We start from the raw sequence: 13,724 nt of genomic DNA on the forward strand, positions 1-13,724 counted from the left end.
AGCCCAACCCATCATCATTGTTCCTTCTCCCCTTATCCCGAACTCAGGTTAGTTAGCATGATTCGACCCTTACTGCCACAGGAGAAGAGAGACAATGGCTTAGAGTGACTTCAAAACCGATCAAAGGCTTAAATGTTTGCGTGCAGCTCTTCTAAATTAAAATTAGACTGAACCACTTCACCATCCCTAAACCAAATAACGCGGTTGGTGAGTCGAGCCACATCCGGTTCGTGGGTAACCATCACAACCGTCATGCCATTGCGGTTAAGTTGGGTAAAAATATTCATCACTTCTTCAGTCGTTTTAGTGTCTAATGCACCCGTTGGTTCGTCTGCAAGCAAGACAACGGGACGATTGACAATAGCTCTAGCGATCGCCACCCGTTGCTGTTGTCCCCCAGAGAGTTGATTGGGTTTATTTTTCATCCGATTTTCTAAACCCACTTGCTTTAAGGCTTCTGCTGCTCGTTCTTGACGTTCGCGCCCTTTAATTCCAGCATAAACCATGGGCAACATCACATTTTCTAGGGCTGTTAATTGGGCTAATAAATGAAATTGCTGAAATACAAACCCCAGTTTTTGATTGCGAATGCTAGCTAGTTCCTGTTTGGGCAACTGAGCCACATCTGTACCATCTAGATAATAGTGTCCTGTAGTGGGACGGTCTAAACAGCCAATAATATTCATGGCGGTGGATTTTCCAGAGCCGGAAGGCCCCATAATCGAGCAATATTCCCCCGATTTAATCGTCAAACTCACATCAGCGATCGCCTGAACTTCCACATCGCCCATTTTATAGACTTTTGAGATCTGTTCTAAGCGAATAATATCTTTTTTTTCTAATTCCTGATTCATGGATTTTATTTTCTCTATTTAAGCACTACGCAAGGCAACAATAGGATCAAGTTTAGCCGCTTGTCGGGCGGGAAACACACCAAAAAACAAGCCAATGGTTCCGGAAACACCCACGGCTGTGGCAATAGCAAGTAGGGAAACTTCTGCGTCTAAAGCAGTTAAGCTACTAATGACCCAAATGCCACTAATCCCCAATCCCGTGCCAATTAATCCGCCCATAACCGATAAAATAATAGCTTCGATCATAAACTGAATTAAAATATCTTGCTCTGATGCTCCAATCGCCTTTCTTAACCCGATTTCTTGAGTTCGTTCGGTCACAGACACCAGCATAATATTCATAATGCCAATGCCACCCACCAGCAAGGAGATACCAGAAATTGCCGCCAGTAGGATAGTTAAAGCTCCGGTAATACTGCCTAAAATATTCATTAATTCCTTCTGGGAGCGCACCGTAAAATCATCTTCATCGGTAATGTTATGCCGGAACCTGAGCAAGTTTTCAATCTGGAACTTGGCCGCATTCATCCGATCTTCGGTCTCAATGGAAATAGAAATTGAACCCACCTGCGTCCCATAGGGGGAAGTATTCCCGCTAATGCGGTTCGTCAGGGTTGAGAGGGGAATATAGGCTGCCATATCCATGTTATCGCCAAAGGATGAACCCTTGGGTTGCATCACGCCAATAATGCGAAAACTAATCGATTTTAAGCGTATGGTTTCTCCAACTGGATTGCGATTTCCAAATAAGCTGGTGGCTAACTCCGATCCAATAGCAACCACCGTTTCTCGACGCTTGATATCTAATTCATTCAAAAAGCGACCGTTGGCTATCTCTAAGCTGCGTACCGTAAGGAATTCTGGGGTCGTTCCAGTAATGGAAATGGCCACATTATTTCCTTGGTAACTAATCGTTTCCCTCACGCTTAACCTGGGAGCAACTGCTTCGACTGAGGGGACTTGTTCGGCGATCGCCTCGGCATCCTCTAGGACTAAGGTTTGCGGCGCTACAATACTCTGTCTCTGAGCATTGGGATTTCCGGGTATGACAAATAAAACATTGGGGCCTAAAGAACCGACTTGGTTAGTGACATAGTTTTGGGTTCCTTCACCAATGCCAATCATGGCAATAACAGACGAGTTACCAATAATAATGCCCAGCATGGTTAGGGTGCTTCGCATTTTATTCCCGAGGAGGGTTTTACCCGCAATTTTGATGCTCTCTAGGATATCCATAATCTCTACTCGATCTCTCGATTAATAATTTCATTCAGGGTTTTGCCATCGGGTAATTCCACAAACACGGGTTGACCGGGTTCAATACCCTCTAAAATTTGGATCTGATTGCCTAACAAGGGGCCAATAGTTACGGGTTGAAATTGGGGAAGATCGCCATCCCCAGGTACTAACACCCCAGTTTCTCCCTGATTCGTAATAATAGCCACGGTGGGAACGACTAAGGCATTGGTGAGTTCATCGCCGACAAAAGATAAATCCACATTCATCCCCGACTGGAGCAACTCTAATCCCGTTTCAATTTCTACGCGCACTTGAAATAGGGTGACATCCCGTTCTTTAATAGCTTCCGGGGCAATCAGATGAACGCGACCTTCAAAGGTGCGATCGGGATAGGCATCGGCAATAATTTCTACTTTTTGATTGGGGTAGATTTGACTAATGTCAGCTTCTGGTACTTTGGCTAAAACTTCCAACCCTTGAGCTAAAGCAACAATAGAGGTTGAGGTCGCTGAGTCCGCTGAAGATGCTGCGGTGACTGGAGTAACAAAGGCTCCCGGTTCGGCATATTTCTGCACAATTAACCCAGAAAACGGTGCTTTAACTTCCGTATCTTCAAGTTGCACTTGATAGTATTGCAGATTGGCTTTTCCTTCAGCCAGTTGTGCCTGGGCTTGGGCAATATCTTCAGGGCGAGTACCATTGATTAGGCGGTCTAGGGCAGCTTGGGATTCGGCGACGGTGGCTTTGGCTTCAGCAATGTCTTCAACTCTAGAACCATTTTGCAGGCGCTCCAGACGGCGCTGGGCTTCGATCGCCCCGGCTTGGGTTTGCTCTAGATAAGCTTGGGCGCGACGGCGATCGTCCAGTCGTTGATCCAGTTCATCCCTAGAAATGGCTCCCTCATCAGCAAGGCGTTGATTTCGGTCTGCTCGTTCTTGGGCTAAGTCTAAACGAGATTCGGCTTCAGCGACCATAGCTCTAGCACGGTTGAGGGAGGCTTGAGCTTCGGCAATGTCTTCCGAACGGCTCCCTGCTTGCCGTTCCGCTAACGTGGCTTGGGTGCGTCTGAGTCTGGCTTGAGCTTCAGCAATATCTTCCGAACGGTTTCCGGCGATCGCCTTATCGAGTTCTGCTTGGGTGCGGGTTAATCTCGCTTGAGCTTGTCGTAGTTGGGCTTGGAGTTCCTCTCTTTCCATGCGGGCGATCGGTTGTCCTTGTTCCACGCGATCGCCTTGTTCCACATAGAGTTCGGCTAATCTCCCTTGCACTTTGGGACTGACATTAACGCGCCGAACCGGTTGCACCACACCACTAGCATTAATACGAATGGTTAGCGTAGCCGCTTCAGCAGGAATGGTTAGGGAGGCGATCGCCTCCGCTTGAGTCGTAGAACGACCCGTGCTGAGATAGACAATCCCAGTTGCGCTAACTACCGAAACAGCCACCAGTCCCAACAGCCAAGGGAGAGGCTTTTCAAGTTTGGGGTGGATAAGTGGCAATTGCATGATTTGAATATTCCTTAAGAATCAGGGCAAGTGAGTTCTGTCAATTGAATTAGGTTCGGGTTGAATAGGCATTAACCCATACTTTTAGGGTAGACTGGTTTCCCCTCTTCTGGGCAAATGAGTCAGACATTTTCCGAACTGGATCGTGGGGGATTTCCCAACTCCGTGATGGGGAATTAACCCATTTTTCTAACCTAGAGCTTGTATTGTTTAGGGTCTAAGCCTTGAAGCGGTATGCCATAGAAGAGAGAATCCTTATATATGGTATAATCCGAACGCTATCAAGTTTATGTTATTTTTTTGATCGTCCAAATGAACCGACATTTATTGTTTCAGGGAGTATCTCTAACCGCTGCTTTATCTATATTTACAATTGGGATTACTCAATCCTTCGTTCAAGGTTCAGAGGGTGAACACCATCATCAAGGAGGTCATTCCCATGGACGGATCGAAATCACTCCAGGACAACCCATTCCTCAAGTTAATTTGATTGTTCATCCGGATCAAAAAGCGGGTTGGAATCTAGAAATTCAAGTGGAGAATTTCCAATTTGCTCCCCATCATGTTAATCAACCTCATCAACCCGGAGTAGGTCACGCCCATTTATTGATTAATGGAGAAAAAATAACCCGAATTTACGGATCGTGGTACTATCTAAAGGAACTCCCCCCCGGAAATCATGAAGTTACTGTGGTTTTGAGTAGCAACAATCATGACGATTTTGTCTTTCAAGGCCAATTGATCCAAGATACAAAAATGATTAATCATTAATTCTGTACTTGTAGAGTGCAACAACCGTTGAACCTGAGAATGCACAGAGCGAGTTAGGAAGAGGTTTACGACGCAACATCTTTCTGGGCAATTTTTGAAAATAAAAGCTTTGTGCAGAAGCCTACGGCCTAGAATAAAGAGAAGCGACCCAACCGAAGTGCGAAGGAGGATTATTTCATGACTCAAAGTGCGGAAAAAATCATCTTACCGCCTCCTTTCCCAGACCATACGCAACTGCCAGAGGAGGATGGTACTTTTGTGAAAAATTTTCAGGAGCATCCCCAGAGTATTCTACTCACTGACTCTATTGGGCCGGTTTTAGAACAGCAACATCCAGATGGGCAATATGCGATCGGTCAAGATAGTGGTATTTATTGGCGAGAAACCGACCCCCCCCAAGATGGAGCCGAAGCGCCAGATTGGTTTTATGTGCCTAATGTCCCTCCAGATATCAATGGACAATATCGTCGTTCTTATGTCCTCTGGCGGGAATTGATCGCCCCACTTATTGCTCTGGAATTAGCCAGTGGAAATGGGAATGAGGAAAGAGACACGACAGCTTTATCCCAACAGAATTTAGAGGAGAAAAAACGACCGGGAAAATTTTGGGTGTATGAGAATATTATCCGGATTCCCTATTATGGGATTTATGTGATTCAAACGGGAGAATTGGAGGTGTATAACCTGATTCGTGGCTCTTACGAGCGCATGAGTCCGAATGAGAGAGGACATTATCCCATTGAGCGATTGGGAGTCGAGTTAGGGTTATGGCAAGGAAACTACCAGAATCAGCACCAACTTTGGTTGAGATGGTGGGATAGTGAAGGGAATTTGCTGCTGACGGGATGGGAGCAAAGTGCCCTAGAACAGATGCGGACTGAACAAGCGAACTCTCGCGCCGAGCAAGCCGAATCAGTTGCTCAAACTGAGCGGGAACGTGCCCAGGAAGCTGAGTCTCGCGCCGAGCAAGCTGAACAAGCTCAACAGGGAGCGATTTCTCGTTTATTAGCGATGGGACTGAGTGCAGAGCAAGTGGCTGAAGCACTTAATTTAAGTGTGGAACAAGTGCAGTCAATTCAACACTAATCTCTTGTACCTTTAGGGGTCAACGGCTGTTGACTCCTATAATGCTGATTACGCAGTTTGATTGACTCTGAAGCAGATTCAAGTAAATATACAGAATTTTGTGCTGTTATGGAGTACGCTATTCAATCCCCAAAGCCATGTACCACAATCCTATTCCCTATTCCCTAGCGCAAAGCGCTATATCTTTTGAGATACAATGATAGGAACTTTATTGAGAATGGGACAAGATAAAGGTTTGTGAAGAAATAGCGACAATTACTTATTGAAGTTCTCTGATTTAATTGAGATTCAATGAATTACGATGGTTCTTGAAGAATTATTTCATTAGCGTTAAACCTAACCGCTTCAGTTTTACGCTTAATCTTAGTTGAAATCCTACCCCAACGGAGATAACCCATGAAGCTTGCTTACTGGATGTATGCTGGCCCAGCTCACATTGGCACCCTTCGTATTGCCAGTTCGTTTAAGAATGTCCATGCTATTATGCACGCTCCCCTTGGCGATGACTATTTTAATGTGATGCGATCGATGTTGGAACGAGAGCGGGACTATACTCCAGTAACGGCTAGTGTAGTGGATCGGCATGTTTTGGCCAGGGGATCTCAGGAAAAAGTGGTTAATAATATTGTTCGTAAGGACAAAGAAGAGCGTCCAGATTTGATTGTTCTGACTCCGACTTGCACCTCTAGCATTCTGCAAGAAGATTTAGAGAACTTTGTGGAACGCGCAACCCTGGATGCACAAGCGGATGTGATGCTGGCGGATGTGAATCATTATCGGGTGAATGAGTTGCAAGCGAGCGATCGCACTCTCCAGCAGGTTGTCCAATTTTACCTCAACAAAGCCAAAAAACAGGGAACGCTGCCGGAAGGCAAAACGGAGAAGCCTTCGGTGAATATCCTGGGGTTAACGACTCTTGGGTTTCATAATCAACATGATTGTACAGAGTTAAAGCGCCTGATGGCCGACTTGGGAATTGAAGTCAATGAAGTGATTCCCGAAGGCGCATCCGTGCATAATCTGAAGAATTTAACCCGCGCTTGGTTTAATTTAGCCCCCTATCGGGAAGTGGGGTTAATGACGGCTGAGTATCTGCAATCTGAGTTTGGAATGCCCTATGTGGATATTACGCCCATGGGAGTAGTGGAAACAGCTCGCTGTATCCGCAAAATCCAGCAAGTACTGAACGAGCAAGGTGTTGATGTAGACTATGAAGAGTTTATCGAACATCAAACTCTGTATGTTTCCCAAGCCGCTTGGTTTTCTCGCTCCATCGACTGTCAGAATTTAACGGGTAAAAAAGTGGTTGTGTTTGGTGATAATACCCATGCTGCGGCGATGACCAAGATTTTAGCACGGGAAATGGGCGTGCATGTGGTTTGGGCGGGAACCTATTGCAAATATGACCAAGATTGGTTCCGGGAACAGGTAAGCGAATATTGCGATGAGGTGATTATCAGCGAGGATAATGGGGAGATTGGGGATGCGATCGCGCGGGTGGAACCGGCGGCTATTTTTGGCACACAGATGGAGCGACATGTGGGTAAACGCTTAAATATTCCCTGTGGCGTTATTGCTGCTCCGATTCATATTCAAAATTTCCCCATTGGCTATAAACCGTTTATGGGCTATGAAGGAACTAATCAAATTGCCGATTTGGTGTACAATTCCTTTACCCTGGGCATGGAAGACCACTTGCTGGAAATCTTTGGCGGTCATGATACGAAAGAAGTAATTCACAAGGGGATTTCTGCCGATTCCGATCTCAACTGGACAAAAGAGGCAAAAGCTGAACTGAACAAGGTTCCAGGCTTTGTGCGCGGTAAGGTGAAACGGAATACGGAGAAATTTGCCCGCGATCGCGGTTTAGATCGGATTACGATTGAAGTGATGTACGCTGCCAAAGAAGCAGTGGGGGCATAATAATAAAAGATTAGGGGGGAAATGGCTCATTCCCCCCTAAGATTATCCGTCAATAGTCCCGTGCCTATCAAGGATTGATTAGTGGCAAGATTAAACAGAAATGGTATGACCAGCGCCCACGGGGATCATCTGTTCTCCGGTTAAACTAAAGGCGCGAGTTTCTGTAATTTTCACCTCCACCAATTGACCTTTGAGTTGGTGAATATCCCCAGGAAAGAAGGTTAAGCGGTTGCCATCGGTGCGTCCCATGACTTGGGTTTGATCCTTGGGATTTTGGTCTTCAACTAGGACAGTTTCCATGCGACCGAGATAGCGCTGCGATCGCTCCTGTGCTTTAATGGCGACTAGATGATTCAGTCGTTGTAGGCGATCGCTCTTCACTTCTTCGCTTAACTGATTGTCCCATACTGCTGCCTCCGTACCTGGTCTCGGAGAATAGGCTGCTGTATTTAATTGGTCGAAAGCAATATCATCAACCAACTCTAGGGTATGCTCAAATTGCTCCTCCGTTTCCCCTGGAAATCCCACAATGGCATCCGCACTAATCGACGCATCCGGCATATAGTCGCGAATCTTGTCAATAATCCGCCGATAGCGCTGATGGGTATACCCGCGCCGCATCGCCTTGAGAACATCATTATCCCCAGACTGAAAGGGAATGTGAAAATGCTTACAGACCTTCGGCAATTCTGCACAAGCGCGAATTAACCGCTCCGTGAAGTAGCGGGGGTGACTGGTAGCAAACCGAAGGCGCTCAATGCCTTCCACATCATGGACGAAATAGAGCAAATCGGTAAATGTATTCTCCCGTCGGCCTTCGGGGGTGATTCCGGGTAAATCGCGACCATAAGCGTCAATATTCTGACCCAATAGCGTCACTTCCTGATATCCCTGTTGGCCCAACTGTTCCATTTCTTCCCGAATAGCCTGGGGAGTCCGAGATTGTTCCACCCCTCTCACTCCCGGAACCACGCAATAGGAACAGCGCTCATTACAGCCATAAATCACATTTACCCAAGCCGTAATCTTACTATCGCGTCGGGGTTTAGTGATATCTTCCATAATGTGAACCGGTTCCGTCGCCACCACTTGGTTCCCTTCTAGGACTTGCTCTAATAAATCCCCCAAGCGGTTAGCATGTTGGGGACCCATGACCAAATCGAGTTCCGGAACCCGACGCAAGAGTGCTTCCCCTTCCTGCTGGGCAACACATCCAGCCACAATCAAGGTTAAATTTGGATTTTCCTGTTTGCGTTTGGCTTGTCTTCCCAGATACGAATAGACTTTTTGTTCGGCGTTATCACGAATGGTACAGGTATTGTAGAGAATTAAATCTGCTTGATAAGGGTCTTCCACGGATTCAAAGCCGATATCGTCTAGAATGCCAGCCATCCGCTCCGAGTCGGCTTTGTTCATTTGGCATCCAAAGGTAGTAATGTGATAACGACGGTGGGTCATAAGGTTTTAGCGTTGATAGTCAAGTACCATTTTTAATTTTACAGTTTTAATTTTTAATTGATATGACTGTTCCGAATTGGATTACGTTTTCTCGCTTGCTGGGGGTTCCGTTTCTGCTCTATGGTTTGCTCGAACCGACGGTAGAGTATCGCTGGTTTTGTTTGGCGGTGTTTTTGGTGGCTGCGGGAACGGACTGGTTGGATGGCTATTTGGCCAGGCGCTTAAATCAAGTCAGCGAGATGGGTAAGTTTTTAGACCCTTTAGTGGATAAGCTGTTGGTGTTAGCGCCGTTATTATCTTTGGTGGAGTTGGGGGAAGTCCCAGCTTGGGGAGTATTTCTAATTTTAGCGCGGGAATTGGCGATCGCCGGATGGCGCGTCAATCAAACCACGGTATCTGGCGCGAATATTTGGGGCAAGCTGAAAACGGTAGTGCAAATTGCTGCTATTGCTTTCCTAATTGCCCCAACTCCAGTTTCTTGGACTCTACCCATCTTAATCCTCTTTTGGAGTGCTGTTGCCTTAACCTGGATTTCAGGATTAATTTATATTTGGCCTCAAGCTTCAAATGAGTAAACAAAGATCGGTAACCTGCGAAAAACTTGTTCGGCAAACTGGCGCTCGCATTCTAGGATTGCTTATTCTACGATAAAAGCGTTTCGAATGGCGATCGCTTGGGAACTTGAAGTGCTTCTGTTATTTGAGAATACAAATAAGTTATCACTGTTTCAGTCTTCATTGAAGCCACGGGCTTGTCTCAGTGATTTTACTGAAAAATATGAGGTTTTATCTAAAAATCAACACTTCTGATAATTTTCTAGAACTAATTATACATTTCTTTTCTTGAAGTTCCTTGAACTGTGGTGGGGTTAGTTCAGAAGTACTGGAATTAATTGATTTTTGCCATTTTCTTCCATGCATCAAACAAAAGCATGGCTCCTTTTGCCTTAAAATCAGAAAGGCACACTCTGTTGCGAATCGATCATGGCTGCACCTTCTGACTGTCCGTTTTCCCCCCAAGACATTGCCTCTGAGGGGCTGAAACCCTCGGAATATGAGGAAATTGTTCAACGCCTCGGTAGACACCCCAACAAGGCGGAACTGGGGATGTTTGGGGTAATGTGGTCGGAGCATTGTTGCTACAAAAACTCCCGTCCGCTGCTGAGTCAGTTTCCGACAACAGGCGATCGCATCCTCGTCGGTCCTGGAGAAAACGCGGGAGTCGTGGATCTCGGTGATGGACTGCGGTTAGCGTTTAAGATTGAGTCCCATAATCATCCCTCGGCGATCGAACCCTTTCAAGGGGCAGCCACGGGAGTTGGCGGTATTCTTCGCGACATCTTCACCATGGGCGCTCGACCCATTGCCGTCCTCAATTCCCTGCGCTTCGGTTCCCTGGAAGATAGCCGCACTCGTCGCATTTTTACCGGGGTTGTGGATGGTATTGCCCATTATGGGAATAGTGTGGGCGTACCCACCGTGGGCGGCGAAGTTTATTTTGACCCCGCTTATACCGGGAATCCCTTAGTGAACGTTATGGCACTGGGATTGATGGAAACCCCGGAAATTGTCAAATCCGGAGCCTCTGGCAGGGGTAACCCGGTTCTCTATGTCGGTTCGACGACCGGGCGCGATGGCATGGGGGGGGCGAGTTTTGCCAGTGCCGAACTCAGTGAAAGCTCCATGGACGATCGCCCCGCAGTGCAAGTTGGCGATCCGTTCATGGAAAAATCCCTGATTGAAGCCTGTCTGGAAGCCTTCAACACCGGGGCAGTGGTGGCGGCTCAGGACATGGGAGCTGCCGGAATTACCTGCTCGACCTCAGAAATGGCAGCGAAAGGGGGAGTCGGCATTGAGCTGGATCTCGATAAAATTCCCGTGCGCGAAACGGGCATGGTTCCCTACGAGTATTTACTGTCGGAATCGCAAGAGCGAATGTTATTTGTAGCCGACAAAGGTCGAGAGCAGGAATTGATTGACATTTTCCATCGCTGGGGACTGCAAGCCGTGGTTGCGGGCGAAGTGATTGATGAACCCATTGTGCGGATTCTGTTTCAAGGGGAAACGGCTGCGGAAATTATGGCTACGGCACTCTCAGATAATACGCCTATTTATCACCGGGAATTGATGGCCGAGCCGCCGGAATATGCCCAAACTGCTTGGCAATGGACGGAGGCTCAACTGCCTGAGTGTACGGCTGAAGGGATTGAAATTGGGGGCAAGTTCAAGTCCTGGAAAGAGTGCCTGCTGGATCTTTTGGATACACCGATGATCGCCTCTAAGCAATGGGTCTATCGCCAATATGACCATCAGGTACAGAATAACACGGTGGTTTTTCCCGGTGGCGCGGATGCCTCGATTATCCGGTTGCGTCCGGTGAATGACGGCGCTGAACCTCAACCCTTGCCGTCCGTGCAATCCGGGGTGGCTGCGACGGTGGATTGTAATTCCCGCTACGTCTATCTCAACCCCTACGAAGGGGCGAAAGCGGTGGTGGCAGAAGCGGCACGGAATCTAAGCTGTGTGGGGGCAGAACCCATCGCTGTTACTGATAATCTCAATTTTGGCTCTCCCGAAAAGCCCATTGGCTATTGGCAACTGGCAGAAGCCTGTCGGGGACTTTCGGAAGCTTGCGGGCAATTCTCTACTCCCGTTACTGGGGGGAATGTGTCCCTGTATAATGAGACCCTGGATAGTGCAGGAAATCCCCAACCCATTTATCCCACGCCTGTGGTGGGGATGGTGGGGTTAGTGCCCGATTTATCGCGGATTTGCGGTCAGGGATGGCGTAAAAAAGGCGATCGCATCTACCTGTTGGGTTCTGGTGTAAATCTGACCTTGGGCGCGTCCGAATATCTCGCTACTTTGCACAACACCATCGCCGGACAACCGCCAACCGTCGATTTTGACCTAGAACGTCAGGTGCAAGCCGCCTGTCGCCACGGCATTCGTCAGGGATGGCTCAACTCCGCCCATGATTGCGCCGAAGGCGGGTTAGCGGTTGCCCTGGCAGAATCTTGTATTGCCGGAGGCTTAGGAGCGCAAATTGAGTGTCCGTCTGGAGAGCAACGCCCGGATCTGAGTTGGTTTGGGGAAGGGTTAGCCCGCATTGTCGTCTCCGTTGCACCAGAGTCTGTCAGTGCTTGGGAAGCCTATCTTCAGGAACACCTGCCCCACCAATGGCAGGCTATCGGCACAGTGCAAGGGGAGACTTTGGAGATTAAGGGCATTTTAACGGCTACGGTGTCGGAAATGGGCGATCGCCACCAACAAGCCATCCCTCGCCGTCTCCACGTTTAACCCATTCCCTCCTGCAATTATCCCCCGTAGGGGCGGGTTAACCCCAAATCTATAACACCCACCGATAACTTACCTGAACCCGCCCCCACCAACGGCTTTTTCCAGATTACAGGCAGCAGGGAAGCGATCGCCATGACAACTGGCTACCAACCCAGATCAATTGTTCATTGTTCATTGTTCATTGTTCATTGATATTACTCCCAATACTCCTCGCACTCCTTCATCTCCTTATTATTACTCGTCAGATAGGGACGCACCCAACGACATCCCCGTGCAATTAACTCCTCTAGGGTTTCTACAGGCAATTGTCTAATGGTAACTGTATTGTCATCAATGGCAACAGAAGTAAGGGTGCGACCCTCTTCATCCCAAAGAATCCGCACCCGTCCTTGATGACCTCGAAATACGGCCAACTCCTGACCCATTCTTGTCCACACTCTCACCGTCCCATCTCGTGAACTGGTCGCCATGCGATCGCCATCGGGATGCCAAACTACATCAGTCACATCATCTGAGTGACCCTGTAATATAGTCGTCTGACCTGTCTCGACTGCCGTTATTTTGGCTGTGTTGCCAGTGCTGTGAGTTACCAAGTAGCGTTCGTCGGGAGAAAAGATCACTCTTCCCCAGATCGGAGCCTCGTGAGAAATGGTGTGCAGCGTTTGACCACTCTCAACTTCTGTGATCTTCACTGTGTTGTCATCACTGTCGGTGACTAGGTAGCGTCCGTTGGGAGAAAAGGCTACTCCCGTGACCCTATCCTCGTGAGAAATGGTGTGCAGGGTTTGCCCACTCTCGACTTCTGTGATCTTCGCTGTGTTGTCATCGCTGCCAGTGGCCAGGTAGCGTCCGTCTGGGGAAAAGGCTACTTCCCAGACCAAAGACTGGTGAGCAAAAGTGTGCAGGGTTTGCCCACTCTCAACTTCTGTGATTTTAGCCGTGTTGTCATCAGTGTAGGTTACCAGGTAGCGTCCGTTGGTAGAAAAGGTTACTGTCCTAAAAAACCCAGTGTCTTGTAAAAAGACCCAAGACTCGTGAGAAATGGTGTGCAGGGTTTGCCTACTCTCAACTTCTGTGATTTTAGCCGTGTTGTCATCGCTGCTAGTGGCCAGGTAGCGTCCGTCTGGGGAAAAGGCTACTTCCCTGACCCAAGACTCGTGAGAAATGGTGTGCAGGGTTTGCCTACTCTCAACTTCTGTGATTTTAGCCGTGTTGTCAAAGCTGCCAGTAGCTAGGTAGCGTCCGTCAGAGGAAAAAGCTACTCCCCAGACCCCATTCTCGTGAGAAATAGTGTGTAAGGTTTGCCCACTCTCAACTTCTGTGATCTTCGCTGTGTTGTCATCACTGCCAGTGGCCAGGTAGCGTCCGTCAGAGGAAAAAGCTACTCCCGTGACCCAATCCTGGTGAGCAATAGTGTGTAGGGTTTGCCTACTCTCAACTTCTGTGATCTTCGCTGTGTTGTCATTGCTGTAGGTGGTGAGGTAGCTTCCATCGGGAGACAAGGCTACTCCCGTGACCGAATCCTGGTGAGCAATAGTGTGTAGGGTTTGCCCACTCTCAACTTCTGTGATCTTCGCTGTGTTGTCATC

Annotated in this window: 10 protein-coding genes; 5 read left to right on the plus strand and 5 right to left on the minus strand. The window is 48.0% G+C overall.

Annotated elements, in window-relative coordinates; all coding sequences use genetic code 11:
• Positions 1–128 precede the first annotated feature (128 nt).
• The 3 genes from AC3A14_RS21160 to AC3A14_RS21170 are packed head-to-tail and all read right to left on the minus strand — an operon-like array spanning position 129 to position 3,598.
• Positions 129–854 carry an ABC transporter ATP-binding protein gene (locus AC3A14_RS21160; RefSeq protein ID WP_271943172.1) on the minus strand — a complete coding sequence of 242 codons (726 nt, stop codon included), beginning with the start codon at positions 852–854 and terminating at the stop codon, positions 129–131.
• Positions 855–872: 18 nt separating this feature from the next.
• Positions 873–2,090, minus strand: a complete 1,218-nt coding sequence (locus AC3A14_RS21165) for an ABC transporter permease (protein WP_271943169.1) — start codon at positions 2,088–2,090, stop codon at positions 873–875.
• A gap of 5 nt (positions 2,091–2,095) precedes the next feature.
• Positions 2,096–3,598 (minus strand): efflux RND transporter periplasmic adaptor subunit, encoded by a 1,503-nt coding sequence (locus AC3A14_RS21170; RefSeq protein ID WP_318735595.1) that lies wholly within the window; start codon positions 3,596–3,598, stop codon positions 2,096–2,098.
• 312 nt (positions 3,599–3,910) lie between these two features.
• Between AC3A14_RS21170 and AC3A14_RS21175 the strand changes: the two genes are divergently transcribed.
• The 3 genes from AC3A14_RS21175 to bchB all read left to right on the plus strand — a co-directional run bounded on the left by AC3A14_RS21175 (position 3,911) and on the right by bchB (position 7,378).
• Positions 3,911–4,369, plus strand: coding sequence for a hypothetical protein (locus AC3A14_RS21175; protein WP_318735593.1), 459 nt, complete (start codon positions 3,911–3,913; stop codon positions 4,367–4,369).
• Positions 4,370–4,546: 177 nt separating this feature from the next.
• Positions 4,547–5,455 carry a Uma2 family endonuclease gene (locus AC3A14_RS21180; protein ID WP_318700083.1) on the plus strand — a complete coding sequence of 303 codons (909 nt, stop codon included), beginning with the start codon at positions 4,547–4,549 and terminating at the stop codon, positions 5,453–5,455.
• Between the two features lie 396 nt (positions 5,456–5,851).
• The gene (bchB, locus tag AC3A14_RS21185) at positions 5,852–7,378 is read left to right on the plus strand and encodes a ferredoxin:protochlorophyllide reductase (ATP-dependent) subunit B (protein WP_318700082.1); all 1,527 of its coding nucleotides are present in this window, start codon (positions 5,852–5,854) and stop codon (positions 7,376–7,378) included.
• 90 nt (positions 7,379–7,468) lie between these two features.
• Here bchB and miaB read toward each other — a convergent pair whose 3' ends face one another.
• Complete coding sequence (gene miaB / locus AC3A14_RS21190; RefSeq protein WP_318735590.1) at positions 7,469–8,836, minus strand: tRNA (N6-isopentenyl adenosine(37)-C2)-methylthiotransferase MiaB; 1,368 nt, start codon at positions 8,834–8,836, stop codon at positions 7,469–7,471.
• 62 nt (positions 8,837–8,898) lie between these two features.
• Here miaB and pgsA point away from each other — a divergent pair, with 62 nt between their 5' ends.
• Positions 8,899–9,411, plus strand: coding sequence for a CDP-diacylglycerol--glycerol-3-phosphate 3-phosphatidyltransferase (gene pgsA / locus AC3A14_RS21195; protein WP_318722871.1), 513 nt, complete (start codon positions 8,899–8,901; stop codon positions 9,409–9,411).
• Between the two features lie 408 nt (positions 9,412–9,819).
• On the plus strand, positions 9,820–12,135 hold the full coding sequence (gene purL / locus AC3A14_RS21200; protein WP_413039269.1) for a phosphoribosylformylglycinamidine synthase subunit PurL: 2,316 nt from the start codon (positions 9,820–9,822) through the stop codon (positions 12,133–12,135).
• 194 nt (positions 12,136–12,329) lie between these two features.
• Here purL and AC3A14_RS21205 read toward each other — a convergent pair.
• Positions 12,330–13,724 (minus strand): WD40 repeat domain-containing protein (locus AC3A14_RS21205; protein ID WP_487779147.1); only part of this gene is annotated, 1,395 nt, incomplete at its 5' end.

This window comes from Roseofilum sp., assembly GCF_982964205.1.

Coding starts and splice junctions, on each gene's coding strand:
- pgsA (WP_318722871.1), top strand. CDS start 8,899: ATGACTGTTCCGAATTGGATTACGTTTTCTCGCTTGCTGGGGGTTCCG.
- AC3A14_RS21180 (WP_318700083.1), top strand. CDS start 4,547: ATGACTCAAAGTGCGGAAAAAATCATCTTACCGCCTCCTTTCCCAGAC.
- miaB (WP_318735590.1), bottom strand. CDS start 8,836: ATGACCCACCGTCGTTATCACATTACTACCTTTGGATGCCAAATGAAC.
- AC3A14_RS21160 (WP_271943172.1), bottom strand. CDS start 854: ATGAATCAGGAATTAGAAAAAAAAGATATTATTCGCTTAGAACAGATC.
- purL (WP_413039269.1), top strand. CDS start 9,820: ATGGCTGCACCTTCTGACTGTCCGTTTTCCCCCCAAGACATTGCCTCT.
- AC3A14_RS21170 (WP_318735595.1), bottom strand. CDS start 3,598: ATGCAATTGCCACTTATCCACCCCAAACTTGAAAAGCCTCTCCCTTGG.
- bchB (WP_318700082.1), top strand. CDS start 5,852: ATGAAGCTTGCTTACTGGATGTATGCTGGCCCAGCTCACATTGGCACC.
- AC3A14_RS21165 (WP_271943169.1), bottom strand. CDS start 2,090: ATGGATATCCTAGAGAGCATCAAAATTGCGGGTAAAACCCTCCTCGGG.
- AC3A14_RS21175 (WP_318735593.1), top strand. CDS start 3,911: ATGAACCGACATTTATTGTTTCAGGGAGTATCTCTAACCGCTGCTTTA.